This window comes from Barrientosiimonas endolithica, from assembly GCF_030296655.1.
Classification (GTDB): Bacteria; Actinomycetota; Actinomycetes; order Actinomycetales; family Dermatophilaceae; genus Barrientosiimonas; species Barrientosiimonas humi.
On record NZ_AP027735.1, the window covers coordinates 2,849,213 to 2,875,210 of the forward strand.

The window sequence follows — 25,998 nt, forward strand, 5'->3', positions numbered from 1 at the left end:
ATCACGCTGGTCGAGTAGCGGCGAGGTACGAGCCGCGTATCGAGACCACGCCCCGCGCCGCTGGATCACGCTGGTCGAGTAGCGGCGAGGTACGAGCCGCGTATCGAGACCCCCTGTTGTCCGATCAGGTCGGACAGGCATCCCGCGACCCCTACCGTTCCCGGTATGGCGCACCCCTTGCTGGACTGGCGCGGCGTCGACGGATCACGGTCGGCCTGGTTCGACGCACCGTCGCTGGGCGCGGGCGCCGATCTCGTCGGGCGGCTGCTCGACCTGGACGGGCTGGTCTCGCTCGACGTGCGTACGACGGGGGTGCGGGTCCGGTTCGCCCCTGCGGCACCCGGCAGGGCGCTGGACGCTGCGTCGGCGGCCGCGCGGGAGCTGGGGCTGGCGTCCCGACCATCCGTGCTGCAGCAGCTGGGCGTCGTGATCGAGAGCGTCGACCCCGAGGCGGTGCGGCCGTTCTGGCAGCGCGCGCTCGACTACGTGCCAGCCCCGGGCGGTGACCTGGCGGACCCGCTGCGCCGCGACCCCGCGGTGCGGATCAGGCCGTCGCCCGAGCTGCGGCCGTTGCGGAACCGCGTCCACCTCGACGTGGTCCGCCCGCCCGACCAGATCGACCGAGCAGGACTCGGGGAGGCGACGGGGACGTACGGCGTGCGGCACAGCGACCGCGACGGCAACGAGGTCGATCTGGTGCCGGGCGAGCAGCTCGGTGACCTGGGCGGGGTGAGCGGGACCACCGACTGGCAGGTCGTGTTCAGCGCGATGGCGTGCTACCGCGTGCGGTCCACGGCGCAACAGCGTGACCTGATGACCGCCGCGGCCGCGCTGGCCGGCGAGGCGGGATTCCCGCTGCTGATCGACGTACGCCCCGGCCTGGTCGTCCTCGACAGCGGCAAGGACCAGTGGCTCGGCGACGCGCACGGGCTCGCCGTCGACTTCACCGCGCTTGCCGGAGCGTTGCAACGGGCCGCCCGTGGGATCGGCGCCACGCCGGAGCCGGGGTTGGCGCGGTTCGTCCAGGTGTTCTTCGACGCCGCGGACGTGGGGGCGGTGCGCGGCTTCTGGGCGGCGGCGCTGGGGTACGTCCCCGACCGCCGGCCCGAGGTCACCGATATCCACGACCCGCGGCGGCTGACGCCGGAGCTGGTGTTCCAGCAGCTCGACGTGTCGGACGCAGCCCGACGGCGGCAGCGCAACCGCATCCACCTCGAGGTCGCCCTGCCGTCAGACGTCGCCGCTCGGCGGGTGGACGAGACGCAGACCGCCGGTGGCCGACTGCTGGAGTCGTCGCAGGGGCGGTGGCGCCTCAGTGACCCGGAGGGCAACGAGCTCGTCGTCCGGGCGGACTCGCCGGTCGAGTAGCTATGCGCATGAGTTGCGTATCGAGACCCCTCGCCCCGCGCAGCAAGTCCACGATGGTCGAGTAGCGGCGAGGTACGAGCCGCGTATCGAGACCCCTCGCCCGCCCAGTGTCCGGTCTCTGCGGAGCCCGCCCCTGCCGCCGCACGATCGGGTGTCTGATCCATTCGGACACATCCTGGGGCTGAGCCTCATGAGGACGATTCCCCGGCGTACGCCAGGTGCAGCTCGTGGTCCGCCTGAGACGGACACCCCTAACCGCCGAGCCTGGGTCGCTGGTCGTCGATCGGGGTGACTTGGGCCCCCGCCTACCGACGCTGTCCGCCCTGTCCGGGCACGGCCGCTGACCCCTGCAGCGGTCCGCACCCTGGGTACCCGCGCACCGAGCGCTGTCTGCTCCGCCCGGACAGCCACCGCCGGCCAACCGTGCACAGCGGCGCCGGGCACCCTGGCGCCGGGCGTCCCGACTTGTCCGATCCAGGCGGACACGCCGTGACCGGTGCCCAGCAGCTCATAAGCCATCTCGGCACCCACGCACCGACGTTGTCTGCCCTATGCGGACAAGCCGGGTAGTCAGCGGCCGCCGGGTTACCCCTGCGCACCCTGTCCGATCTATCCGGACAAGACCCGACCGGCGGCCCATGTCGACTGGGGCCAGCGCGACGAGGCACGGAGGGCGTACTCCGGCCTGGCTCGACCGGTCCGAGCCGACAGCCGCGCCAGCACTGGGATCGAGAGGCCTGTCAGTGGCGACCCCTATGGTTCGAACAAACGTCGGAACGAGCCGCAGTCAGGCGGATCGGACCGCGACCAGGGGAGGATCCAGATGACAGCTCGAACCAGCGCACGGCACGGGTCGGACGAAGACGGTCGGAGTGACGAGGAGCGGCACGACACCGCCGCGTCTGGCGAGGAGTGCGACCTCGTCTCGCTGCTCGCCACCTTGCCGGAACACGTCGCGGACTGGCTGATCGAGACGATCGAGGCGGTCGCCGCCGACCCGGCCGGTCCGGCGTCGGTCGGCACCAGCCGGCTCACCGGTCCGACGACCGTCGTGGCCGGCGGGCCCGACCCGGTCGACGACCCAGCCCTCGCACGCGCGGTCGCGGGCGACCTGATCCGGGCGGCGCGGGGCATCCAGGCATGGGCCGAGTCGGCCGAGATCGAGGGCGTACGGCGGCTGCTGGCGGCAGTCGAGGCCGACCACAACCTCGACCTTGGCCAGCACGATCCCCCGTCAAGACGCACGACCCGCTGCGGCCTGGCGCGCACCGCCGTGGCCACCGAGCTGCAGGTGCTCACCGGACTGCCCCTGACACAGTGCCGTGACCGCGTCGCGCTCGCGTCCGCGCCGGAGTCCCGAGCCGGCTACCTCCGCGCGCGGATCGCGAGCGGCACGACGTCGATCTACCGCGCGACCACGGTCCTGAAGGAGACCGAGCATCTCGACCCGTTCACCGCCGACGAGATCGCGCGGCGCGCGCTGCGGCCGATCGACGGGAAGGCCACCAAGTCCTCCGACCCGCAGGCCGGTGGTCACCGCAGCTTCCCGCGGTACGCCCCCGCCCCCGCCGCGGACCAGTCACCGCCGGGCGGGGTCGGCTCGGACGGCGCCCAGCCTGTCCCCCGATCGCCCGGTGCTGGGCCTCCGGCTGAGGTGCCCGCGGACGGCGCTACCAGGAGCCGGTCGTCTGGCGCAGCCCCGGAGGCCGGCGCGGCGGGAACGGCGACGGATGCCGACGTGGCGGGTCAGTGCCTGGCAGGAGACGGTCGGGCGGGCGACGTTGCTCCCCTGCTATCGACGAACCCGGCCTTGCCGCCACGTCCGGCCTGGGCTCCGGGACGGGGCCTCTCGGTCAGTTCCCGGGCGCCGAGCCCGACGGCCAGCCCGTCGCAACCGAGCCCGACGGTCAGCCCGTCGCGACGGAGCCCGACGGTCAGCCCGTCGCAACCGAGCCCGTCGCGACCGAGCCCGACGGTCAGCACCCCGCGACCGAGCCCAGCGGTCAGCTCCCCGGGATGGCGTCGGACAGCCTGCTCGCCGGCACCGGGCCGCTCCTGCATTGCGGTCCGCAGCCCGACAGCCACGAGATCGCCCGCGTGCCAGACGGATTCGCGTCCGAGACCGCTGCCCTGATCGAGCTGGGCAACGTCTCGCAGCCGACGTTCCGACGTCGGCTCGCCCGCGACATCGGGTCGGCGGCGTCTCCCGAGGTCGACGCCGAACGGGTCCGCGCCCGGGCGCGCGCCGGACGTGAGCTGCATGCCGAACCCGCCGACCACGGCATGGCCCGCCTCGATCTCTCCGCCGAGGCTGATCGCGTGTTCGCCGCGCACGAGCGCATCGACCGGCTGGCCCGCAAGGCTCGTGCCGAGGGTGATCCGCGCAACCTGGCCCAGCTGCGCAGCGACGTCGCGACCGACCTGCTCGTCCACGGCACCGTGCCCGACGACCAGCTGCTCGGCGACGCGCCGCCGGGTCGGGTCCACGTGGTGGTGTGCCTCTCCACGCTGCTCGGTCTGGACCAGCTCCCCGCCGAGATCCCCGGGTCCGGGCTGCTGACGGCCGCCCAGGCGCGGCGGGTCGCCCTGCGAGCGGGATCGACCTGGCGGCGGATCGTCACCGATCCGACGACCGGGGCCGCGATCGACAGCAGCCGCACCTACCGGCCGACCCAGGCGATGCGCGAGCACGTGCTGGCCCGTGACCGCACGTGCCGGGCGCCCGGCTGCGAGATCGTCGGGACCGGGGTCGACCTCGACCACGTGCGCGAGTGGTGCCGCGACGCGCGACGTCCCGCGGACGGGGCCACCCATCCGGACAACCTCGTCCTCCTGCACCGCGGCCACCACAACCCCAAGACCCGCCGCTGGTGGAAGGTCCAGCCCGGCGCGTCCGGGACGCTCCGTTGGAAGACGCTCACCGGGCGGGAGATCACGACCCTTCCCGGGAGCTACCGAGACCTCACCGAACGTGCCGCCGGGGAGGACGTGTCCTTCCTGGAGGCGCGCGGCGCGCGGCGCCTGGAGGAACTCGGCAACCCCCGACCCCTCACCCCTGAGGAAGCCGCGCTGCACGATCACCTGGCCGAAGGCCGGAGGCCGAGGTGATGCGCGGCCGGGGTCTGGATGCGCGCTCCGCACCACCCGACCCGCCCGAGCGCGGCGCGGGCCTCGACACGCACTGCGCACGCTCCGCACCACCCGACCCGCCCGAGCGCGCGACCGCGCGGCTGAACCAGCGCGAGCGCAGCGGCCTAGTCCGAGGGGTTCGAGGCCGAGCGGGCCTCGAGGGCGGCGGCGTAGAGCTGCTTCGCGGGTACGCCCGTCGCGGCCGAGACCTCGCGCGTCGCGTCCTTGAGCCGGGTGCCGTCCGCGACACGGCCCAGCACCTGCTGCAGCGCGGCGTCCGGGTCGGCCGCGCGGCGCGTGGCACCCGAGACCACGACGGTGATCTCTCCGCGGACCCCCTCACCCGCCCAGTCGGCGAGCTCGGCGAGGCCGCCCCGGCGTACCTCCTCGTAGGTCTTGGTCAGCTCGCGGCAGACCGCCGCGGGCCGGTCTGGCCCGAACGCCTCGGCCATCGCGGCAAGAGTGTCGGCGAGACGGTGCGGCGACTCGAAGAAGACCATCGTCCGGCGCTCGTCGGCGAGCTCGGCCAGCGCGCGGGTCCGCTCCCCGGCCTTGCGCGGCGGGAAGCCCTCGAAGCAGAACCGGTCGACCGGCAGCCCGGAGACCGCGAGCGCCGCCAGCACCGCGCTCGGCCCGGGGATGCAGGTGAGCGGCTGGTCGGCCTCGACGCACGCGGCGACCAACCGATAACCGGGGTCGCTGACCGACGGCATGCCGGCGTCGGTGACGAGCAGCACCTGTTCGCCGGACGCGATCCGCCGCACGAGATCCGCCGTGCGCGACGCCTCGTTGTGCTCGTGATAACTCAGCACCTGACCGCGCGGGACGACCCCGAGCGCGTCGCACAACCGACGCAGCCGGCGGGTGTCCTCGGCGGCCACCACGTCCGCGTCGGCGAGCGCACGCGCCAGCCGGGGCGGGGCGTCGTGACTGTCGCCGATGGGGGTCGCGGCGAGGATGAGCTGTCCGGCCATGCGGGACAGCGTACGAATGTCGCCGCCGGAGGCTCAGCACCCTCGACTACCCTCCGACGAGGCAGCGCCGACGACCGATGCGAGACGACCAAGGGGGACCCATCCGTGCCAGCCACGCTCGACCGGTCCGACGCGCAGCCGTCGCCGACCTCGCCCGCGGGTGAGAGCGACACCGAGACCCGGCTGCTCCGCCGACTCCTCGGACGACCCCGCTCGGCCAAGGAGAAGCTGTGGGCCTGGCTCGGCCCGGCGATCATCACGGTCATCGGCGGCGTGCTGCGGCTGTGGGACGTCGGCCGGCCGCACCAGCTGATCTTCGACGAGACCTACTACGTCAAGCAGGGCTGGTCGACCGTCCAGAACGGCTACGAGCTGCGCATCCCCGAGGGGTACGAAGGCGCCGACGCCGACAAGCTGTTCACGAACAACGCCTGGCCGCAGGCGTACGGCACCGACGCCGACATGGTCGTGCACCCGCCGGTCGGCAAGTGGCTGATCGGCTGGGGCGAGCAGCTGTTCGGCATCAACGACTCGTTCGGCTGGCGGTTCGCCGTCGCGATCTGCGGCACGCTGACGATCTTCCTGGTCGGCCGCGCCGCCTGGCACCTGTTCCGCTCGGCGCTGCTCGCCAACGTCGCGGCGCTGCTGATCGCGGTCGAGGGGATGTCGTTCGTCCACTCCCGCGTCGGCATCCTCGACGGGATCCTCGCCTTCTGGGTCGTGGCGGCGTTCGTGGCGCTGCTCGCCGACCGCGACTGGGCCCGGCGACGGCTCGCCGCCAAGGTCGCCGCCGCCAAGGACTCCGGTCAGTTCGTCGGCGCGATGCAGCTCGGCGGTCCCTGGCTCGGGCTGCGGCCGTGGCGCTGGGTCGCCGGCATCTGCCTCGGCCTCGCGATCGGCACCAAGTGGTCCGGCGGCTTCTTCCTCGTCGCGTTCGGGCTGATGTCGGTCTGGTGGGACCTCGGCGCGCGGCGCGCGGTGGGCGTACGCCGGTACTACTCCGCCACGTTCGTCAAGGACGCCCTCCCCGCCCTGGTGTCGATGGTCGTGACCTCCGTCGTCGTCTACGTCGCCAGCTGGTGGGGCTGGTTCCGCAGCACCGCCGGGTATCAGCGCGACTGGGGCGCGCAGAACCCGGCCGTCAAGGACACCGGTCTGCAACCGGACAGCTCGCTGTTCGCGTGGCTGCCCGACTCGCTGCGGTCGCTGTGGAAGTACCACCTCGACATGTTCAACTCGGCGGCCAGCATCACCTCGCCGCACACGTACGAGTCGAACCCCTGGTCGTGGATGATCCAGGCCCGCCCGGTGCTGTTCTTCGCCGAGTACCCCAAGCGGGGCGAGGAGGGCTGCGGCAGCAACGAGTGCGCCAAGATCATCACCTCGCTCGGCAACGTCTCGATCTGGTGGGTCGCCACCGCCGGCATCGCGGTGCTGCTGTTCATGTGGCTGCTGCGGCGCGACTGGCGAGCCGGCGCGATCCTCGCGGGCCTGGCGGCCGGGTGGCTGCCCTGGTTCGCCTACCAGGAGCGCACGATCTTCACGTTCTACGCCGTCGTCATGGCGCCGTTCGCCGTGCTGATCGTGACCTACCTGTGCGGCATGGCCCTCGGCTCCGAACGCGCATCGGCCGTCCGCAGACACGTGGGCGCGATCGCCGTCGGCGCCTACGTGACCGTCGCCGTGGCGTTCTTCATCTTCTGGTGGCCGATCTACACCGCCCAGGTGGTCCCGCGCGGCTTCTGGGCGATGCACAACTGGTTCCCCAGCTGGATCTAGGTCTTTCTGCTCCGGCTCCTCCTCCGGCAGCCCGTCGCAAGCTCCGGCCTGCCGGCATCGTCGCCGAAGCGTGCCTGCCGGCGCGGTCGCGGTTGGCACGCCTCACTGGCGGAACCCTAGGCAGACACGGATTCCGTGAGGAGCGGCTGCACGTGCGGGGGCAGCAGCTCCGCGGCCAGCTCGACGGCGCGAGGCTCGGCGACGTCGTACACGTCGTAGACCTCGTCGCCCGCCGCGGTCGCGACGACGAGCGTGGCGAGGCCCGCGCGCCGCTGGAAGAACGACTCGCGCACGGTCACCGCGACCACCCCGCGCCGCTCGACGACCTCGGTGTCGCGGCTGACGCTGCCGTTGCGAGTGACCAGGAACCGCTCGGTGAGCGCGTGGCCGAGACTGCGCGCGCGGTCGTATGCCAACCACGGCGTGGCGAGCAGCGGCACCAGCCCGACGAGGCCCAGCCACGGCGCCCACCAGAACGTCAGCGCCACCGCCACCGCCGCGATGAGCACCCCGCTGCTCAGCGCCCGGGTCCAGCGGCGGCGTGTCGCGGCGGGGCCGTGCGGCTGCAACGGGTGGTCGAGCACGCCCGGCGTCTGCAGTACGTCGTCGGTCACCCGCCGCACGACCGCCACCGGGGCGGGCGGCACGAGCATACCGCCGGACTCGCTGTCGCTGGCGAGCCCGGTCGTGATCGCCGCGAGCGTCGCGCCGCGCGCGGGCCGCATCGGCAGCGTCTCCTTCATGGTGACGCCGCGCAGCCGCTCCTCCTCGATCGTCGTCGCGCGGGTGGTGAACAGGCCGCGCGAGACGTGCAGCGTGCCGCCGCGCACGCTGCGGGTGACGCGGAAGTTCCAGAACATCAGGACGTACCCGAGCACGCTCAGCAGCAGCACGCCGAGTAGTGCCACCAGCACGAGGCTCGCGACCAGCCCGACGATGCCGATCTGGGCGGCGATGTCCTCAGCGCGCTGCTCTGCGCTGCCGCTGACCTCCTCGAACCCGGCCCGCTCGAGGATCTGCCACCCGACGCCGAGGATCGCGGCCGCGCTGATCAGCCCCGTCGAGGTGAGCATGGCGTAGCGGATCCAGCCCGGCTCGAGGCGGACGATCTCCTGCTCCGGCTCGTCGAGGTCGAGCTCGCCCCCGGCTCCAGGGCCGATCCCGGCCTCAACCCCAGTCCCCACCCGGACCCCAGCCCCAGCGCCGGAAGCCGTTGCGCCGTCGAAAGATTCGACGCCCCCTGAACCTCCCGCACCCGCCGCGCGACCCGCACCCGCCGCGCGCCGCCGGTGGATCAGCTCCTCGCGCAGCGCGGTCGCGCGCTGCGCGGACAACCCGTCGAGCGTGAGGTCGCTGGAGTCGGCGCCCGTGCCGATCTTCACCTCCGCCAGGCCGAGCAGCCGGTGCATCGGTGACGCGGTGACGTCGACAGTGCGCACCCGCGCCGTGGGCGAGGTGATGACCTTGCGGCTGATCAGGCCGGTGCGCAGCTGCACCTGGTCGGGGGTGAAGCGGTACCGCGTCGTGAACCAGCGCAGCACGCCCAGCAGCACCGCGCCCACGACCGCCACGAGACCGAACCACCACGGCTCGCCGTCGCCGGAGGTCGTCCCCGCGATCGCGATGCCGAGGAACGCCGGCAGGAACCGGATCAGCTCGCGCACCGGGTGGATGAGCAGCATCCGGGTGTCGAGCCGGCGCCACCCGTCCCCCTCGGCCCCGGGAGAGCCGGCGTCGACGGGCGAGCCGCCACCGGCGTACGGCGGGGGCGGGCTGTCGTACGTCGCACCACCGGCCGGCGTACGCCCACCCTCCCGCGGCGCGCGCGTCGACCCGTGCGGTGTGGGCCAGGGGCCGGGCTGCTCGCTCACGTCGCGTCGTCCCGGGACTGCTCGGTGACCACGGTGAGGTGCTCGACCAGCTCGTCGGCGACGGAGGCGTCGAGGCAGTCGATCGTCATCGTGCCGGCCGACGACGCGGTGGTGACCGACACGCTGGACAGGCCGAAGACGCGCTGCAGCCCGCTGCGCGAGGTGTCGACGGTCTGCACCCGCGAGATCGGCGCGACCCGCCGCGCGGTGGAGATCCAGCCGGACTGGGTGTAGACCGCCGTGGGCGTGATCTCCCAGCGGTGGATGCGATAGCGGATCGGCGGCTGCACCAGCACCCCGACGGCCAGCCCGACGACCGACAGACCGAGCGCCGTCCACCGCCACCAGGGCGTGTCGTCGATGAAGATCACGAGCGCCAGCTGGATCGCGATGACCGTCAACCAGCCGAGCCCCGACGACAGCGCCCAGTACGGCTTCGCCCGCGGGGACACACGATTCGCGGGTTCGCGCAGCTGCATGCGCCGACCCTCTCACGTCGATTCGGACGCGGCGCGGCCCGGTGTTATGGTTGCTCTCGCTTCTGGGGCTGTGGCGCAGTTGGTAGCGCGTCTCGTTCGCAATGAGAAGGTCAGGGGTTCGAATCCCCTCAGCTCCACCACCGGACCCGCCGGGTGATCGCCGACCGCGACACCCGGCGGGTCTTTTGTCGTCATGCTGGTGGCACGCCCGCCGAGCCGCCACGCGGGAAGCCGCCCGCCCAGCAGCCGCGGGCCCGATCGAGAGGCGCCGATGAGCGACTGGCTTCCCGACACGCCGCCACCTCGGGGTTCGGAGCCCCGCACTCCCGCCGACGTGGGCGCCACCCCCGAGCTCGACGGCATGCGCTGGTCGCGGCGGGTGCTGCTGCTCGCCCTGACCCTCCTGTCGTACTTCTTGCTCGCCTTCGTCATGCTGCGCCCCGACTGGCTGAACTGGCTGTGGAGCCCGGGGTTCCTGCTCGCGCCCGTCGGCATCGTGTGGCTCGGGCTGATGCTCGTGAGCCTGCTGCAGGTGAGTCACCGGTGGAAGGCGTGGGTCCCCGGAGCGCTCCTGATCCTGACTCCGCTGACGCCGGGGCTCTTTGCCTTCTCCGCCCTGGGGCTGTACGCCGACGCCGGCATGGAGGAGGTCAGCGCCCGGGTGGTCGAGAACCTGCCGTCGTCTTCGCGCATCGCCGGCTATCCGATGCGGGTCGACTACGGCGACGAGACCGGCGTCGCCTATTGGCGGTCGTACGACACCGGGCGGACGTGGAATCCGCAGAGTGGTGTCCCCGGCCCCAGTGCGCACGTCACCGTGCTGCGCGACCCGCGCGGCCTGCTGCCGCCGCTGGCCGGCGCCGAGCGCTGGACCATGTCGGTGCCGGCGAGTCTCGTGGGCCTCGCGGTCAGCCTGGCGCCGCTGGCGGTGATCGGCGGCTCCGCGCTGACCCGCAAGAAGTCGGTGATCACGGCCGTCGGCGAGAACCGGTGGCCGCGCGGTCGCGGCACCGACGACGGCTGACCGGCGCCGGCCATCGCTGACCGCCGCCGCGCCGGCCACCGCACCTCGCTCGCGCCGCCTCCCCGCTCACAGCACGAAGACCCCCGCGACCGCGAGAAGCACCGCGAACAACCCGACGAACGACGGGACCCCCGCCCACCACGCGATGCGCCGCCCCAGCTGCTTGTCGGCGCCGGCCTGCTCGAGGTCGGCGCGCCAGTAGGTGTAGGCGCTGAACTGCATCGGTGCCGTGGCCAGCATGAACGGCGCGTACGCCAGCAGCGCCGGGACGTGCACCAGCAGCCCCCACCGTTCGTCGCCGAGCTGCGCGCCCAGCTCCTGGCTCACCGCCACGAGCAGGACGTACGCCAGCAGCACCCCGGCCGACACGAGCAGCGAGCGCGGGCCGGCCGACCGCCCCCACCGCCGCGCGCGTCGCACCCACCACCGCGCGAGCCGGTCGTCGTAGTCGTACCGGGCCCCGACGAAGACCGACCAGGCGAACGCGACGCCGAGCACGACGGCGAAGCCCCACCACCCGCTGATCACCGGCCCCTCCGGCGCGGCCGTCGACGCGTCACGGTCGCCAACGCCACGGCGACCACCGTGATCACGATGCCCGCCCACTGCGCCGGTGTCGGTCGCTCGTGCAGCGCGACCATGCCGAGCGCCACCGCGCCGAGCGGCTGCAGCAGCATCACCGCCGCCGCGCGCCCGGCGGGAAGCCGGACCAGGCCGTACCCGATCAGCACGAACGACACCGCCTGCCCCAGCACCGCGACCATCGCGAGCAGCACCCACGCCCACGCGGACAGCGCCAGGTCGATGCCCCCGGCCACGTCGCCCAGGCCGGCGACGGCGCCGATGCCGAGCGCGGCCACGCAGGTCGTCGTGCCGACGGGGGTGAACAGCATCCGCCGGTCCAGCGCGCTGGCCGGCCGGTTGAGGAAGAGGAACGCGGCGTAGCAGACCCCGGCCGCGACCCCGAGCAGCGCGCCCCGCACCGGGTTCGCCGCCGCGGCATCGGCGTCGACCACCCCGCCGGTGAGCGCGAGCCCGACGAACATCAGCGGCAGCACCACGAGGAACCGCGTCGGCACCGGCTCCTTCTGGAAGAGCCACGCGAGGAACGGGAAGACCACCACCTGCACGCCGATCAGCACCGTCGCGATGCCGGCGCCGATGTCGACGATGCTCTGGGTCCACATCAGGTAGTCCGCCCCGAGGAACACCCCGCCGCCCGCGCTGAGCACGAGCATCCGCCGCGGCGGCAGCCCGAACCGTCGCCACTCCACCGCGAGCAGCGGCGCGAAGACCACCAGCGCGAGCGCGCACCGCAGGAACGCCGCGGTGCCGGCGGTCGCCCCGGACAGCTTGATCAGCGCCGAGGAGGACCCCACGAAGAGGCACCCGAGGATCAGCGCCACCATGGCGTACGACGGCTCGGGCGCCCGCGACGGCGTGCCGGTGAGCGGTCGGGCGCGTGCGGTCATGCCCTCCATGCTGGGGGTGACCACCGACGAGGCGGCGACCGGGCCCAGCTGCGACACGGTCGCAGTAGGCGCCTGCTGTTCGACCGATCGCCGCCTCGCCGACGCCGCGGTCGCAGGGTTGGCTCCGTTGGATGGTGGCGCCCCCAGCCAGCCACGCGTCAGGAGCCGCAGCCATGGGCCACCACCACGACCACGAGCACGACCACCCGCACGACAGCTGGGACGCGATGGACCCGGCCGACCCGGAAGCCGTCGTGCCCTCGCGCCGCCAGCTGCTGAAGTACGGCGGGGTCGGCGCCACCCTCGCCGCGGCCCCCGCGGTGCTCGCCACACCCGCCGCGTCCGCGAAGGGCAACGGCAAGGGCCCGTCGGGCCGCACCGGCGGTCGCTCCTGGCGCGCCGGCGACCACCACATCCACTCGGAGTACTCCGGCCGGTTCGACACCAGCACCAACCCGCCGACGTTCGCCAAGGGCGCCGACGCGGTCTACCCGATCGTCACCAACGCGATCATGGCCAAGAGCTTCGGCCTGCAGTGGGTGATGTGCACCGACCACGGCGGCCCGACCCACTCCAAGGTCAACCTCGAGCTGGCCTACCCCGACCTGCTGAAGTCGCGCGACCTGGTGCCGGAGGTCCTGCAGTTCTGGGGCATGGAGTTCGACGCGCCCCAGATGGACCACCACACGCTGATGATCCCGCGCCGGTCCGACGAGGCCCAGCTGCTGTACGACCTGGAGTCGCGCTACGCGAAGTACGACGCCTTCCCGACCGACCCGAGCCGCGACACCGAGGCCAAGATGGTCGAGTTCCTGCGCTACACCCAGGGCATGTCCGCCAAGCCGCTGGTGATCGCCCACCACGCGTCGCGCTCGGCGAAGGGCCTCGGCGTGTGGGGCCAGGACACCCCGGGCGAGTTCCGCAACAACCAGGACGCCGCCCCCGACGTCTACATCGGTTTCGAGGGCGCCCCGGGCCACCAGGCCGGGCCGCTGGTCAACGAGGCGCGCGGGTCGTACGGCAACTACCCCACCCACGGCGGCTACGACCAGATGACCGCGGTCGTCGGCGGCCTGTGGGACAGCCTGCTCGGCGAGGGCCGCAAGTGGTGGATCACCGCGACGTCCGACTCGCACGTGCACTGGACCCGCGGCGGCTCCGACTTCTGGCCGGGCGAGTACTCCAAGACCTACGTCAACGCCCGCCAGGACTACGCCGACATCATGGACGGGCTGCGCAACGGCCGGATCTTCGTCACGACCGGTGACCTGATCGACGGCCTCGACTTCTCGGCCGCGAGCGCCGGGCGCGCCGCCACCGTGGGGCAGACGGTCCAGGTCAAGCGCGGCCGCGGCGGCGACGTGACCGTCGAGGTGCGCTTCACCCCGCGCACGACCCCCAACGGCAACGGCGACCGCCCCGTGGTCAACCGCGTCGACATCATCACCGGCGAGGTCACCGGCCCGGTGTCCGACCGCGAGGCCGCGAAGAACCCGACCACCAAGGTCGTCGCGCGCTACGGCAAGAGCGACTTCCGCCGCCAGGGCAAGCAGTACGTCATCCGCCACACCCTGCGCGACGTCACCACCAAGGGCTACATCCGGGTGCGCGGCACGAGCACCGACGAGATGGAGCCGGCCGCCGACGGGCAGGAGTCGCCCTGGGGCGACCTGTGGTTCTACTCCAACCCGATCTTCGTCGACGTGTCCTGACGAGCGTTCGGGTCACGATGCTGGGCGGCGCCTCGCGCCGCCCAGCATCTTTGTCCTCCGACCGCGGGTAGCGTCGAGCCCATGACCTCCACCGGCAACGACGCCACCCCCGAGATCGACCCCGCCGCCGCCCCGAGCGGCGAGGGGTGCCAGGAGTGCCTCGCCACCGCCGACGGCTGGTGGGTGCACCTGCGCCGCTGCGCCGCCTGCGGTCACGTCGGCTGCTGCGACACCTCCCCGAGCCAGCACGCGACGCACCACTACGAGTCGACCGGCCACCCGATCATCGCCAGCTTCGAGCCGGGCGAGGACTGGTTCTTCGACTTCCGCGACGGCGCCGTCGGCACCGGCCCGGAGCTCGCGCCGCCCACGAGTCACCCTGAGGCGCAAGGGGTTCCGGCCCCGGCCGATCGCGTCCCCCGGGACTGGATGAGCAAGATCCACGGCTGAGCGCGATGACCACCGACACCCAGGAGTTCGACTTCGTCGTGGTCGGGTCGGGCGCCGGCGGCGGTCCGCTCGCCGCCAACCTCGCCCTCGCCGGCCACTCGGTGCTGCTGCTCGAGGCCGGAGGCGACCACGGCTGCCCGTACTACTCGATCCCGATCATGCAGGCGTACGCCAGCGAGGACCCCGCGCTGCGGTGGGACTTCTTCGTCCGGCACTACGACGACGAGCGCCAGCAGCGCCGCGACCCCAAGGACGTCCCCGAGCGTGGCGGGGTGCTCTATCCGCGCGGCTCGACCCTCGGCGGCAGCACCGCGGTCAGCGCGCTGGTCACCATCTATCCGCACCCGAGCGACTGGGACCGGCTCGCCGAGCTCACCGGTGACCCGAGCTGGGGCGCGGACCCGATGCGCGAGCTGTTCCACCGGCTCGAGGCCTGGCGCGGGGTCGACGCCGAGCCGCTGCCCGGCGACGACGAGGCCGCCCGCGACCGCAAGGCGGCACACGGCACCGACGGCTGGCTCGGGACCACCCGCGCCAACCCGCAGGTCGGCGGCCGCGAGCCGATGTTCCTCGACATCATCGGCGCGATGGAGCGCACCGCGCGCGACCGCTTCGGCATCCCCGAGGAGGTCCCGCTCCCCCGCGACGCCAACGCGCGCGACACCCCGCAGGACTTCGAGGGCATGTCGTTCATCCCCGTCGCCGTGCGCGACGGCCACCGCAACGGCAGCCGCGAGCGGGTGCAGCAGGCCCAGCGCGAGGCGGGCGACCGGCTGCAGGTGCGTCTCGGCGCGCTGGCGACCCGGGTGGTCTTCGAGGGCGACCGGGCCGTGGGCGTGGAGGTCCTCACCGGCCCGGACCTGTACGCCGCCGCCCCCGGCTCCTCCGACGCACCCGCCGAGCCGGCCCGGTCGGTCGTGCGCGCCCGCAAGGAGGTCGTGCTGGCGGGCGGGGCGTACAACACCCCGCAGCTGCTGATGCTCTCCGGCATCGGGCCGCGGGAGCAGCTGGAGCAGCACGGCATCGACGTGCGCCTGGACGCCCCCGGCGTCGGCGCGAACCTGCACGACCGCTACGAGGTGTCGGTGAACTACGAGCTGGCACAGGACTATCCGCTGTTCGCCGGCTCCGCGCTCGACGTGCCGGCCGACGGCGAGCAGGGCGACGCGCTCTTCCAGGAGTGGGCCGACGACGCTGGCGGGCCCTACTCCACCAACGGGTCGCTGGCCGCGATCATCGCGCGCTCGTCGGTGGCGGGCGAGGCCTCCGACCTCATCGTGTTCTCCCTGCCGATCGACTTCCACGGCTACTACCCCGGCTACGCCCGCGACGCCGTCGCCGCGCACGACCGGTTGTCGCTGCTCGTGCTCAAGGGCCACACGACCAACCGCGCGGGCACCGTCACGCTGCGCTCGACCGACCCGCGCGAGGTGCCCGACATCCGGTTCCGCTACTTCGAGGAGGGCTCGCCCGGCTGGGAGGCCGACCTCGACGGCGTGGTCGACGGCATCGAGCTGGCCCGCGACGTGGTGCGTCACCTGGAGCAGGTCGAGGTGAGCCGCGAGCTGCTGCCCGGCGACGACGTGCGCGATCGCGGGGGCTGGGCGAGTTCGTGCGCGACCACGCGTGGGGCCACCACGCGTGCGGCACCGCCAAGATCGGCCGCGACGACGACCCCGGGGCGGTGCTCGACGGCGACTTCCGGGTGCGCGGGGTCGAGGGGCTGCGGGTGGTCGACGCGTCGGTCTTCCCCGACATCCCGGGCTTCTTCATCGCCTCGGCGGTCTACCTGGTCAGCGAGAAGGCCAGCGACGTGCTGCTCGCCGAGCACGGCACCAAGCCGGTCGAGTAGCGCGCTCCAAGCCGGTCGAGTAGCGCGCTCCAAGCCGGTCGAGTAGCGCGCTCCAAGCCGGTCGAGTAGCGCGCTCCAAGCCGGTCGAGTAGCGCGAGGAACGAGCGCGTATCGAGACCACCCGCCCGGTCTCGATACGGCCTCCGCTAGCGCTCCGGCCTACTCGACCGGCTTGACGTCGGCCTGCTCGTCGATGGTCGTCACGACCCGCACGCAGGCGGGCGTCGCCGGGGTGGAGCTGAAGCCGAACCGCACCGGTGGCTCGACGGGCGTCAGCGAGCCGAGGCCGCTGCTCGAGTGGCGTACTTGCTGGGCAGGTGGGTCGGCCTTGCGAGCGATATATGATGAATCGAGAGCTTGTGCGGGGTCTTACTGACATGGATGAGAACCGGTCGATGCCTGGCTGCGACCCGCACGAGGAGTTGGCCGCGGTCCGCGCCGAGCAGGTCTTTGGTGACATGTTCGAGCAGTATCGGGGGCCGTTGCACGCCCACTGCTACCGAATGTTGGGCTCGGTCCACGATGCCGATGATGCGTTGCAGGAGACGCTGCTGCGGGCCTGGCGTGGGCTGGCCGGGTTCGAGGGCGCAGCAGCCTGCGGTCGTGGCTGTATCGGATCGCGACCAACGTGTGTCTGACCGCACTGGAGCGGAGGCCCCGGCGGGCGCTCCCAGTCGATCTGGGCCCTGCTGCGGCGGCCGGTGACCCGCTCGGTGCGCCGGCAGGCGAGTCGGCGTGGGTGGAGCCGTACCCAGACCTGGCCCTCGGCATCGCCGGGGTGACCGGGCCTGCGGCTCGACTAGAGCAGCGGGAGGCCGTGGAGCTGGCGTTCGTGACGGCCTTGCAGTACCTGCCGGGAAACCAGCGGGCCGCGTTGATCTTGCGGGAGGTGCTGGGCTACTCGGCGGGCGAGGTGGCCGAGCTGTTGGAAACCACGCCGGCGGCGGTGAACAGCGCGCTGCAGCACGCCCGGGCCAGTGTCGCGCGGCGGGTCCCCAAGCACAGCCAGCAGGCGACGCTGCGTCGTCTGGGAGACCAGCGGCTGCGGGAGCTGGTGAGCGCCTACACCCGGGCGTTGGAGCAGGGTGACATGGAGACAATGCTGGGTTTGTTGGCCGAGGACGTCACCTGGGCGATGCCGCCGACGCCGACCTGGTATCAGGGTCACGCGGCGGTCCGTGCGTTCTTGGCGGCGGGCCCGTTCCGAACCCGGTGGCGTCATGTCCCCACCTATGCCAACGGTCAACTCGCGATCGGCTGCTACGGCTTCGACGCCGAGAGCGGCAGCTATCGGGCGTGGGTGCTGGACGTGCTCACCGTGCGCGGCGACAGGATCGCGGCGGTCACCGCGTTCGTCGACCCCGGCATCTTCGACCGCTTCGACCTGCCGGTCACGCTGTCGGGCCGACCGGGCGCCACAGGGCAACTTCTTCGAGACTTCCTGTAGGCAGGTGATGAATCCGTCCGGTGGGGCTGGTCCCTATTGGTGAAGCCGAACCCCACCAGGCACGGCCCCGGTAACAAGCGCGCACTGGGCCCGTGGACGCATTTTTGGGAGGACACCCTCGCATGAGTACCCACACGACCGCATCGGAGCGCGGCCCCCACCCGCAGGGAGCGGGTAGGGATGCTCGGCGGTGGCGGGCGCTGGGCCTGCTGTGCGCAGTCAACTTCATGGTGATCTTGGACGCGCAGATCGTGGTCTTGGCGCTCCCCTCGATCCAGACGGACCTGGGCTTCGCTACCACCGGTGATGCGCAGTGGGTTATGAGCGGCTACCTGATCGCCTTCGGCGGATTGTTGCTGCTCGGCGGCCGCGCCGGCGACCTGCTGGGACAACGACAGGTCTTCCTGGTCGGGACCGGGCTGTTCGGGGCGTCGTCGCTGCTGTGCGGGCTGGCCTGGACTCCGGGAGTGCTGGTGGCCGCGCGGGCCCTGCACGGGGTGTCGGCGGCGCTAATGGCCCCCACCGCTCTGGGCATCTTGTTGACCACGTTCCCCCAGGGGCCGGAACGGAACAAGGCGCTGGCCGCCTGGGGTGCGTTCGGTGGCCTGGGCGCCACGGCCGCGCTATTGATCGGCGGTGTCGTGACTACGGGTCTGGGATGGGAGTGGCTCTTCTTCCTCAACCTCCCCGTCGCCGCCGTCATGCTGGTGTTGTCCCCGTTGCTGCTCACCGGGCACCGGCCTCGGGTACGGCCGCGGGTGTACGACCCCGCCGGTGCCCTCACCCTGACCGGTGCGTTGGTGCTGGCTTGTCTGGCCGTCGTACGGGCGCCCGAGGCCGGGTGGATCAGCGGGCAGACGCTCGGGCTGCTCGCTTCCGCCGTCCTCCTCGGAGTCGTCTTCGTGACGGTGGAGCGGCGATCGAAGGGGCCCTTGGTGCCGCTGCGAATCTTCGCCTCCCGAGTCCTGGTGGGCGGGAACCTGGTGATGCTGCTGGTCGGGATGACCGTCTGGGGGATGGGGCTGATGGCATCCCAGTACGCCCAACAGGTCCTCGGGTACACCCCGCTACTGTTCGGGCTTGGTACCGCGGTGATGACGGTGATGGCCATGACCGCCTCCTATGCCGCGCAGGCTGCTCTCGCCCGGGTCCGCGTCCATATGGTCGCGGCGGTTGGCACCGGGCTGTTGGCGGCCGGGTCGCTGCTGTTGACAGGGGTCTCGCCAGGCGGCAGTTACGCCGCCAACCTCCTCCCCGGCCTGTTCGTCTTCGGCGCCGGCCTCGGCGCCAGTACCGTCGCCGCCTCGGTCGCGGGTCTCGGCGGTGTCGCAGACCACGACGCCGGGGTGGCCTCGGGCATCAACACCGCTGCGTTCCAGATCGGCGGCGCGCTGGGCGCTGTGGTGGTCTCCACCATCGCCATCGCCCACGGCGCCGCTTTACGGGGCGCGCCGGCCACCGCCGGCCTGCAGGCGGGCTTCACCACCTGCGCCATCCTCGCCGGCGCCGGGCTGCTAGGCGGGCTGTGGCTGCTACGCACCCCGCAGCCAGCGGGGCCGAGCAGTGTGTTACCGCGCACTGCCCGCGTCCGGGGGTGGCACCGGCGCAGTCTCGAGGCGGGCACGAGGTCGCTCGATGACACCGACCCACTCCCAGCCCGAACCCCGAGCGCTCCCCAACAGTCCCGGCCCACAGACCCTGGAGCTTGCGTTACACGGCACCATCACCGCGAACGACACGCCACGGCTGTGTCGGATACTCGAGGAGTTGTTCCATTGCGACCCGGCCACGACCGTGATTTGCGACATCGGCAAGGCGGGTGTCCCGGATGTTCGTCGAAGCGTTGCCGCCAGACGGCGAGCAACCATCTCCGGACGGGGCCGGTGAAGGCGCTGCTGGCCTCGCAGGCGCCGGCGCAACGGGATGCCCACAGTCCCCGGCGAGAAAAGGGCCGACTTCGGGCCTTCCAAACCAATCGAACGGAGCCGACATGGCGAGCAGCACGAGGAGTCTTGCGGGAAAGACCGCACTGGTCTGGGGCGGCGGCGGCGCCATCGGCGGTGCCGTGGCCCGTGCTTTCGTTGAGGCCGGGGCGGGGGTCACCATCGCCGGCCGCACCGCAGCGACGCTGAACCGGACCATCGCTCAGGCCGGAGCTGACTCCCGCATCACGGGGGTGGTCGCCGACGCCACCGCGGCCGACCAGGTCGAACGGGTCACTCGAGAGGTCGCCAAGAACGAGGGACTCAACATCGTCGCGAACATGATCGGGACCGTGCACACCCAGGGGAAACCACTCGCTGAGCTCACCCTCGAGGAGTATGCCGCCCCCATAGCCGGGAACTTCTACCCCCAGTTCCTCACCGGCACTGCCGCAACTAGGCACCTGACCGGAGACGCGGTGATCCTGATGATCTCCACCACCGCGGCGGCCAACTCCGCACCCGGCGCGGGGGCTGGCGCCGGCCTCGGCTGCGGTGGAGACCCTCACCAGGCAGTTGGCCATCGAGTACGGCGGACGCGGCATCCGGTGCCTATGCCTGCGCCCCAATGGGATGCCCGAGGCAGCCCGCACCGACTCCCACAGCAACACCGTGTTCAGCGACGCCGCCCGTCGGCAGGGCCTCGACCTCGAAGAGATGCTCGAGTCTTTTCCCGAAGGCACCACCCTGAAGCGCTCCCCGACTCTGCGCGAGGTCGCCGACGCCGCGGTGTTCTTCGCCTCCCCATCTGCGTCCTCGTTCACCGGCACCGTCGAGAAGATCGGGCCGGGCGACACCACCCTGACCCTCTAGAACCCCAGGTGCTTCGACAGCACCACCAACACGAAAAGGACGTCCCCGTGACGACGCCGACCCCACCCCGAGAGACCGCCTTGTCATTTCTTCACGCTTGGGCCGCCAGCGACATGGACACCGCCCGTAACTACCTCGCCGAGGACATCACCTTCGAAAGCCCGCAGACCAGCCTCACCGGCGCACACGCGGTGGCCGAGGTGATGGACCAGTTCGCCCAAGCCGTCGAGGACATCACCGTCCTAGTCGTCGCTGACGACGGCGACCATGTAGTCGTAATGTACGACATGCACACCGGCCCGTTCGGGACCATCCGCGCCGCCGAGCACTACACCATCCGAGACGGCCACATCGTCGCCGATGTTCTCGTCTTCGACACCGCCTCCCTTCACCAGCAGTGACCATCGGCGGCATAATCGAGACATTGGGCTCAGCTTTCCGCGGCAGGAGCGCGCGCCTGCGACCGGCCTGACTGGCCAAGATCGATAACGTAATCATCGAGGTTCTGCCACCTTAAATAGCCGTGGGATTCGAAGCGATGTGCGCCGTTGCGGCCGTCTCGGAACCAGCGCCGACAACGCCGTCATGGGAATCGTTATTCGCCTGCTCCAGAAGAACGTCCTGAACCGGCACCGCTGGCGCACCAGCGACGAGCTTCGCTCCGAATCGCGATCATCACCTTGATCGAACGGACCTATTACTGCCGGAGACGGCAAGACGCCCTCGGTCGATTGACGGTCATCGAATACGAGACCACCATGCCCGCACCGGCCGCGCGACCCACCGTGTCACATATCGGTACAGCAATCTCACCAAGTCGGAGGCCGCCCAATCGATGGTCGGACTCCGAACTGCACTCGACTCGCAGGGGCCGCCGTGGTTCAGGCCGAGTCAACCGTGCGGTCGTGTCGCCGGAGCTCTCGACTCAGATAGTGGTCGACCGATGATTCCGCCGAGATATTGTCTCGGCGTGAAAGGGACAACCACCCGGTTACGACGATACCCCGTGAAGTCGATGGCCAGCGAGAGCTTGGCTGCCGTCGACTTCGATGAGCGGGGATGGCGGGTGACAGGTGTTTCACCGTGCGGGACAGTGATGGCCACTTCGCATCCCGCAAGAACACTCGGCGTTTCCGGGGCGCGACCAAGTCTTCGAGTGCGCATCCGCTATGACTGGCGACACAGTTCGCGTCAACCATCTGGACGAGTCTACCTGGATCGTCGGTGATCCCGGCCTCGACGCCCACCTGTCCGCCGGGATGGGGCAGACGCTTTCTATCTCAACCGAGAGATTCCGTACCTCACCAGGACATGGGCTCTGTGTCACTGGGGGAACTGCCACACTGCGCTGGTGCGCTAACCGATGGGGCGTCAATGCCGACCCTCGACGGCTGAGAGACAACCTTGTCATCGAGACGGACGAACCGTTTATCGAAGAGTCTTGGATGGGCCAGGAAGCCTATCCTGGGTTCAGCCACAATGATGTTCAACCAACGCGCGCACCGCGATGCCGCATAATCGACATCGGCCAGGACGGCCTCATGGCCACTGGCCGATGGCTCAAACCCCTCGCGGCCGAACGCGACATGTACCTGGCGGTCTACTCCGACATCACGGTCCCAGGACGCGTGAACTTTGGCGACCGCATCAGCCTCATCCAGCCGGGCGCCGCATTAGCCGTCAATGATCAATGGTGTCCTGTTGTCCTGCCGCGTGGGTCTGTCGGGTGCTGAACATTCGCTCCGGCCCAAAGTAGGCCGACGAGAGCGGGAAGACTTCACAGCATCTCGGCACCAACCGCGCGGGCACCGCCACGCTGCGCTCGGCCGACCCGCGCGAGGTGCCCGACATCCGGTTCCGCTACTTCGAGGAGGGCTCGCCCGGTTGGGAGGCCGACCTCGACGGCGACTTCCGGGTGCGCGGCATCCGGGGGCTGCGGGTGGTCGACGCGTCGGTCTTCTCCGACATCCCGGGCTTCTTCATCGCCTCGGCGGTCTACCTGGTCAGCGAGAAGGCCAGCGACGCGCTGCTCGCCGAGCACGGCACCAAGCCGGTCGAGTAGCGCGCTCCAAGCCCGTCGAGTAGCGCGCTCCAAGCCGTCGAGTAGCGCGAGGAACGAGCGCGTATCGAGACCACCCGCCAGGTCTCGATACGGCCTCCGCTAGCGCTCCGGCCTACTCGACCGGCTTGGCGTCGGCCTGCTCGTCGATGGTCGTCACGACCCGCACGCAGGCGGGCGTCGCCGGGGTGGAGCTGAACCCGAACCGCACCGGTGGCTCGACCGGCGTCAGCACGCCGAGGCTGCGGCCGCGCCAGCTGCCGCGGAGGTCGACGACGCGGTGCAGGTCGAGCGCGCCGTACGCCTCGTGCCGGCCGGCGAGGGCCGTGCCGTAGGTGCGCACGCCGGGGAGCACGAGCCGTGCGACCGGGTCGACCGCGCGGCAGCAGACGGGTGAGGCAGCGGCCGCGAGCGGCAGGAGCCGCAGCGCCTGCCCGAGCAGCGGGCGGCCGGCGACCTGCAGGTCGAACGCGAGGTCGGGGTGCGCACCGACCAGCGACCGGGGCCGGTGACGACCCCGTCGCGGCCGGGTGCGTCGACCTCGACCGGCGCGACCGCGACCTCGTCGAACTCATAGGTGCCGCAGACGAACTCGGCGATCTCGTCGGTCGGCGCGAGCAGGGTGCGCCAGCCCTCGTCGTCCTCGACCATCACGTCGGCGAACGGGCCGAACGGGGTCGTCACCCAGTGACCGACGACGCAGCGCACGCCGGACGTGGAACCGGCCCCCAGGATGTGGCCGAAGAAGCGTCGCCGCTCAGCCGGCGCGGTGGACCGGCGGAAGGTCCTCGAGGTCCTCATCCAGCGCCATGCCGTCGAACGGCAGGTCCTCGACCGGGGTGTCGGCGTAGCGCTGGGCAGCCGACTGCTGCGCCGGCGGCTCGGCGTCGACGGTGGCGGCGGGCTCGGGCAGCGGACGGTCGACCCGCGCCTTGAGCGTGTACGTCGGCGGCGGCACCGCGACCGGCGCCCAGCCACCCGGCTCGACGACCTGCTGGGACTGGTCGGCCTGCTCGGCCACCGGCTGGTCGGCCTGCGTCGCCTGGTCGGCCTGCGTCGCCACGGGCTGCGGGTCGAACGCGGTCACGTCGTAGACGGTCTCCTCGGCGGCCACGGCACCCACGGCGGTGGAGGAGCCCGGAGCGCCGACAGAGGGCGTCTCGAGGCCAGCCGCAGCAGGCGCCTCGCGACGCGGCTGCGGACGGCGCTCCTGCGACCGCTGCGCCTGCGACCGCTGCGCCTGGGGCCGCTGCACGCGACCCGCGGTCGCGGCCTCGCTGCGGCGCACGACGGCGCGCGGGGCGGCCGGGGCAGGGGCGTCGGCGGCCTGCGCGTCGCGGATCACCGAGCTGCGCAGCCACGCCACGATACCGGCGACGGCGACCAGCGCCAGCAGCGGGGTCCACCAGGGCGTGACGCCGAACGGGGTGAGCAGCACCGAGGCCACGAAGAACACCCCGGCCGCGAGCAGCGCCCCGGCCTTGAGCCGGGCGGGGGTCATCGCGCCGGCGGCGCGGAAGAATCGGTTGCCCACCGACACCTTCTGGTCGGAGGCGTGCTCCGAACCACGATGCCCCGCAAGGGAACTGGGCTCGTCGTACTTCATGGTTGCTCCTGCCCGGAGAGAGGTGCGCGGCGGCTTGACGCTCACCGTCGGCGTGGTCGGACGGTCGTCGCGGTCGTCGGTCATCGCCCGCACGGGGGCGGGAACCGGCCGGGGCTCGGTGCGGCGGCGCTCCAGCACCCGCATCGCCTCGGAGAACCGGTCGACCGAGCGGGCCGTGGCGAGGTTCTCGCGACGGCGCACCCAGTGCTGAAGGAGATAGACAGCCCAGATCGCCACGATCACCAGCAGGATCAGGCCGTTCGACATCACGCGCCCGACGGTAGGCGGAGGCCCTCAGGTGACCGGGGAGGCGTGCCGCGTGTCGCTCAAAGTGGCGCCTGTGAAAGGCGTTTCAGCCGATCGACCACCCGCTCGCCGGCGAGGTCCTCGACGGTCAGCGCGAACGACCGGTGGTCGTGCCAGGCACCGGCGATGTGCAGGTATCCCCGGCGGGTGCCCTCGTCGCGCATCCCCAGCTTGCTGACCACGCGCAGGCTCGCGGCGTTGTCGGGGCGGATGTTGACCTCGACCCGGTGCAGCTGCATCGGCCCCAGCGCGTGGTCGAGCAGCAGGGCGAGGGCGTACGGCGTGATCCCGTGGCCGGCGAGCGGCCGCGCGATCCAGTACCCCGCCGCCGCGCTCTGCAGCGCGCCCCGGGTGATGCCGAACAGGTGCATCTGACCGGCGAGGCGTCCGTCGACCTCGACCGCGAACGGCAGCAGCCGCTCGGCGCGCGCCTCGCGCTCCTGGTCGCGCACCATCCGGGCGAACGACACCGGCCGCGAGCCGGGGGTCGGCGAGGTGGAGTCCCACGGGCCGGTCCAGGCGGCGTTGTCGCGGCGCAGCCGCAGCCACTCCTCGCGGTCGGCGTACGGCCGCAGCCGGCGCAGCCGCACCGCTCGCCCGCCCACGGCGCCGGCGAGCAGCACCGGCCACTCGGTCACCAGGGGTCGCCGCCCGTCAGTGGTCGCCGCCGGCGACCTGGTCGAGCGCGTGACCCATGATCGGCTTGAGCACCGACAGCCCGTCTCGCACCCCCGAGGGCGAGCCCGGCAGGTTGACGACGAGGGTGCGCCCGGCGAGTCCGGCGATCCCACGGGAGAGCATCGCGGTGTCGACGCCCTGCGACGCGCCGGCCTGGCGCATCGCGTCGGGGATGCCGGGCACCTCGCGGTCGACCACCGCGCGGGTGGCCTCGGGAGTGAGGTCGGTGGGGCTCAGCCCGGTGCCGCCGGTGGTGATCACCAGGTCGGCCCCGTCGGCCACCGCCGTGCGCAGCGCCTGCTCGACCGGGTCGCCGTCGGGGACGACGACCGGCTCGCCGCAGTCCATGCCCCAGGCGCGCAGGGCCTCGACGATGATCGGACCGCCCCGGTCGGGGTAGGTGCCGGCCGCGGCCCGGTTGGACGCGGTGATCACCACGGCATGCTTCACGATTCGCTCCAATCCCCAGAGCGCCCACCGGATTTCGCGGTGACGCGGATGTCGGTGATGCGCGCGTGCTTGTCGACGGCCTTGATCATGTCGACCAGGGCCAGGGCCGCGACGGAGACACACGTGAGCGCCTCCATCTCGATGCCGGTGCGGTCGGCGGTGCGCACCTGCGCGGTGATGTCGACACCGTCGTAGGCGACCGCCAGGTCGACGGTGACCGCGTGCACCGCGACCGGGTGCGCCAGCGGCACCAGGTCGGGGTGCGCTTGGCCGCCTGGATGCCGGCGATGCGCGCGACCGCGAGCGCGTCGCCCTTGGGCACGGTGCCGTCGCGCAGCGCGGCGACCGCGGCCGGGGCCAGCAGCACCCGCCCGGCCGCGGAGGCGGCGCGGGCGGTGACCGCCTTGGCGCTGACGTCGACCATCTGGGCCGTGCCGTCCTCGCGCACGTGGGTCAGCCGGGGGACCTCACTCATCACGCCTCACCGTCCATGTCGCACCGGCCCACGTCTCGCGCACGCCCTCGCCGCACGTCGTCACCGGTCACC

Annotated in this window: 24 protein-coding genes, 1 tRNA gene and 4 pseudogenes; 19 read left to right on the forward strand and 10 right to left on the reverse strand. The window is 72.0% G+C overall.

Features of this window, described 5'->3' with window-relative positions:
• Positions 1-165 precede the first annotated feature (165 nt).
• The 3 genes from QUE40_RS14455 (at position 166) to QUE40_RS14465 (ending at position 4,476) form a co-directional block, all read left to right on the forward strand.
• The gene (locus tag QUE40_RS14455) at positions 166-1,368 is read left to right on the forward strand and encodes a VOC family protein (RefSeq protein ID WP_289231385.1); all 1,203 of its coding nucleotides are present in this window, start codon (positions 166-168) and stop codon (positions 1,366-1,368) included.
• 823 nt (positions 1,369-2,191) lie between these two features.
• Positions 2,192-3,502 carry a hypothetical protein gene (locus QUE40_RS14460; RefSeq protein ID WP_289231386.1) on the forward strand — a complete coding sequence of 437 codons (1,311 nt, stop codon included), beginning with the start codon at positions 2,192-2,194 and terminating at the stop codon, positions 3,500-3,502.
• The gene (locus tag QUE40_RS14465; RefSeq protein ID WP_289231387.1) at positions 3,466-4,476 is read left to right on the forward strand and encodes an HNH endonuclease signature motif containing protein; all 1,011 of its coding nucleotides are present in this window, start codon (positions 3,466-3,468) and stop codon (positions 4,474-4,476) included. The genes QUE40_RS14460 and QUE40_RS14465 overlap by 37 nt, the downstream gene beginning before the upstream one ends.
• 146 nt (positions 4,477-4,622) lie before the next feature.
• Here QUE40_RS14465 and rsmI read toward each other — a convergent pair whose 3' ends face one another.
• Complete coding sequence (gene rsmI / locus QUE40_RS14470; protein ID WP_289231388.1) at positions 4,623-5,471, reverse strand: 16S rRNA (cytidine(1402)-2'-O)-methyltransferase; 849 nt, start codon at positions 5,469-5,471, stop codon at positions 4,623-4,625.
• A gap of 105 nt (positions 5,472-5,576) precedes the next feature.
• On the opposite strand from rsmI, the gene QUE40_RS14475 reads away from it, so the two are divergent.
• Entirely contained in the window at positions 5,577-7,250 is a 1,674-nt protein-coding gene (locus QUE40_RS14475) for a dolichyl-phosphate-mannose--protein mannosyltransferase (protein ID WP_289231389.1), read from the forward strand.
• A gap of 116 nt (positions 7,251-7,366) precedes the next feature.
• On the opposite strand, the gene QUE40_RS14480 is transcribed toward QUE40_RS14475, so the two are convergent.
• Positions 7,367-9,121, reverse strand: coding sequence for a PH domain-containing protein (locus tag QUE40_RS14480; RefSeq protein WP_289231390.1), 1,755 nt, complete (start codon positions 9,119-9,121; stop codon positions 7,367-7,369).
• Positions 9,118-9,600 (reverse strand): PH domain-containing protein, encoded by a 483-nt coding sequence (locus tag QUE40_RS14485; protein WP_289231391.1) that lies wholly within the window; start codon positions 9,598-9,600, stop codon positions 9,118-9,120. Before QUE40_RS14485 ends, QUE40_RS14480 begins: the two co-directional genes overlap by 4 nt.
• A gap of 64 nt (positions 9,601-9,664) precedes the next feature.
• On the opposite strand from QUE40_RS14485, the gene QUE40_RS14490 reads away from it, so the two are divergent.
• Positions 9,665-9,740 (forward strand) — tRNA-Ala (locus tag QUE40_RS14490).
• A 131-nt stretch (positions 9,741-9,871) separates the two neighbouring features.
• Positions 9,872-10,624 carry a hypothetical protein gene (locus QUE40_RS14495; RefSeq protein ID WP_289231392.1) on the forward strand — a complete coding sequence of 251 codons (753 nt, stop codon included), beginning with the start codon at positions 9,872-9,874 and terminating at the stop codon, positions 10,622-10,624.
• Between the two features lie 66 nt (positions 10,625-10,690).
• On the opposite strand, the gene QUE40_RS14500 is transcribed toward QUE40_RS14495, so the two are convergent.
• Complete coding sequence (locus QUE40_RS14500) at positions 10,691-11,152, reverse strand: hypothetical protein (protein WP_289231393.1); 462 nt, start codon at positions 11,150-11,152, stop codon at positions 10,691-10,693.
• A complete protein-coding gene (locus tag QUE40_RS14505) occupies positions 11,149-12,153 on the reverse strand; it encodes a DMT family transporter (RefSeq protein ID WP_289231394.1) in 1,005 nt (334 codons plus the stop codon). The genes QUE40_RS14500 and QUE40_RS14505 overlap by 4 nt, the downstream gene beginning before the upstream one ends.
• A gap of 116 nt (positions 12,154-12,269) precedes the next feature.
• On the opposite strand from QUE40_RS14505, the gene QUE40_RS14510 reads away from it, so the two are divergent.
• The 13 genes and pseudogenes from QUE40_RS14510 (at position 12,270) to QUE40_RS14560 (ending at position 22,414) form a co-directional block, all read left to right on the forward strand.
• Entirely contained in the window at positions 12,270-13,808 is a 1,539-nt protein-coding gene (locus tag QUE40_RS14510; protein WP_211344597.1) for a CehA/McbA family metallohydrolase domain-containing protein, read from the forward strand.
• Between the two features lie 81 nt (positions 13,809-13,889).
• The gene (locus QUE40_RS14515) at positions 13,890-14,258 is read left to right on the forward strand and encodes a UBP-type zinc finger domain-containing protein (protein WP_289231395.1); all 369 of its coding nucleotides are present in this window, start codon (positions 13,890-13,892) and stop codon (positions 14,256-14,258) included.
• Positions 14,259-14,416: 158 nt separating this feature from the next.
• A pseudogene (locus tag QUE40_RS14520) lies at positions 14,417-15,274 on the forward strand (GMC family oxidoreductase N-terminal domain-containing protein); the annotation flags it as partial.
• A 596-nt stretch (positions 15,275-15,870) separates the two neighbouring features.
• Positions 15,871-16,110: a GMC oxidoreductase gene (locus QUE40_RS14525; RefSeq protein ID WP_289233093.1), complete on the forward strand. Its 240-nt coding sequence runs from the start codon at positions 15,871-15,873 to the stop codon at positions 16,108-16,110.
• A 503-nt stretch (positions 16,111-16,613) separates the two neighbouring features.
• Positions 16,614-16,748: a sigma factor gene (locus QUE40_RS19390; RefSeq protein WP_350227165.1), complete on the forward strand. Its 135-nt coding sequence runs from the start codon at positions 16,614-16,616 to the stop codon at positions 16,746-16,748.
• Complete coding sequence (locus QUE40_RS14530; RefSeq protein ID WP_350226980.1) at positions 16,739-17,557, forward strand: RNA polymerase subunit sigma-70; 819 nt, start codon at positions 16,739-16,741, stop codon at positions 17,555-17,557. Before QUE40_RS19390 ends, QUE40_RS14530 begins: the two co-directional genes overlap by 10 nt.
• Before the next feature lie 227 nt (positions 17,558-17,784).
• Positions 17,785-19,689, forward strand: coding sequence for an MFS transporter (locus QUE40_RS14535; RefSeq protein ID WP_433997009.1), 1,905 nt, complete (start codon positions 17,785-17,787; stop codon positions 19,687-19,689).
• A pseudogene (locus QUE40_RS19395) lies at positions 19,623-19,949 on the forward strand (SDR family NAD(P)-dependent oxidoreductase); the annotation flags it as partial. The gene QUE40_RS14535 and the pseudogene QUE40_RS19395, both read left to right, overlap by 67 nt.
• 85 nt (positions 19,950-20,034) lie before the next feature.
• Positions 20,035-20,352, forward strand: coding sequence for an SDR family oxidoreductase (locus tag QUE40_RS14540; RefSeq protein WP_433997010.1), 318 nt, complete (start codon positions 20,035-20,037; stop codon positions 20,350-20,352).
• A gap of 47 nt (positions 20,353-20,399) precedes the next feature.
• Positions 20,400-20,753 (forward strand): nuclear transport factor 2 family protein, encoded by a 354-nt coding sequence (locus QUE40_RS14545; RefSeq protein ID WP_289231397.1) that lies wholly within the window; start codon positions 20,400-20,402, stop codon positions 20,751-20,753.
• A 151-nt stretch (positions 20,754-20,904) separates the two neighbouring features.
• Positions 20,905-21,107 (forward strand): annotated as a pseudogene (locus QUE40_RS14550) (IS3 family transposase); the annotation flags it as partial.
• A gap of 414 nt (positions 21,108-21,521) precedes the next feature.
• Positions 21,522-22,085: an MOSC domain-containing protein gene (locus QUE40_RS14555; RefSeq protein WP_289231398.1), complete on the forward strand. Its 564-nt coding sequence runs from the start codon at positions 21,522-21,524 to the stop codon at positions 22,083-22,085.
• Positions 22,086-22,192: 107 nt separating this feature from the next.
• A complete protein-coding gene (locus tag QUE40_RS14560) occupies positions 22,193-22,414 on the forward strand; it encodes a GMC oxidoreductase (protein WP_289231399.1) in 222 nt (73 codons plus the stop codon).
• 225 nt (positions 22,415-22,639) lie between these two features.
• On the opposite strand, the gene QUE40_RS14565 is transcribed toward QUE40_RS14560, so the two are convergent.
• The 5 genes and pseudogenes from QUE40_RS14565 to moaC all read right to left on the reverse strand — a co-directional run bounded on the left by QUE40_RS14565 (position 22,640) and on the right by moaC (position 25,926).
• The gene (locus QUE40_RS14565) at positions 22,640-23,095 is read right to left on the reverse strand and encodes a hypothetical protein (protein WP_289231400.1); all 456 of its coding nucleotides are present in this window, start codon (positions 23,093-23,095) and stop codon (positions 22,640-22,642) included.
• A 73-nt stretch (positions 23,096-23,168) separates the two neighbouring features.
• Complete coding sequence (locus QUE40_RS14570; RefSeq protein ID WP_491018191.1) at positions 23,169-24,284, reverse strand: hypothetical protein; 1,116 nt, start codon at positions 24,282-24,284, stop codon at positions 23,169-23,171.
• A gap of 59 nt (positions 24,285-24,343) precedes the next feature.
• Entirely contained in the window at positions 24,344-24,961 is a 618-nt protein-coding gene (locus QUE40_RS14575) for a GNAT family N-acetyltransferase (RefSeq protein WP_236022385.1), read from the reverse strand.
• A 16-nt stretch (positions 24,962-24,977) separates the two neighbouring features.
• Entirely contained in the window at positions 24,978-25,451 is a 474-nt protein-coding gene (locus QUE40_RS14580; RefSeq protein WP_350226981.1) for a MogA/MoaB family molybdenum cofactor biosynthesis protein, read from the reverse strand.
• Positions 25,448-25,926 (reverse strand): annotated as a pseudogene (moaC, locus tag QUE40_RS14585) (cyclic pyranopterin monophosphate synthase MoaC). Before moaC ends, QUE40_RS14580 begins: the two are co-directional and overlap by 4 nt.
• Positions 25,927-25,998 lie beyond the last annotated feature (72 nt).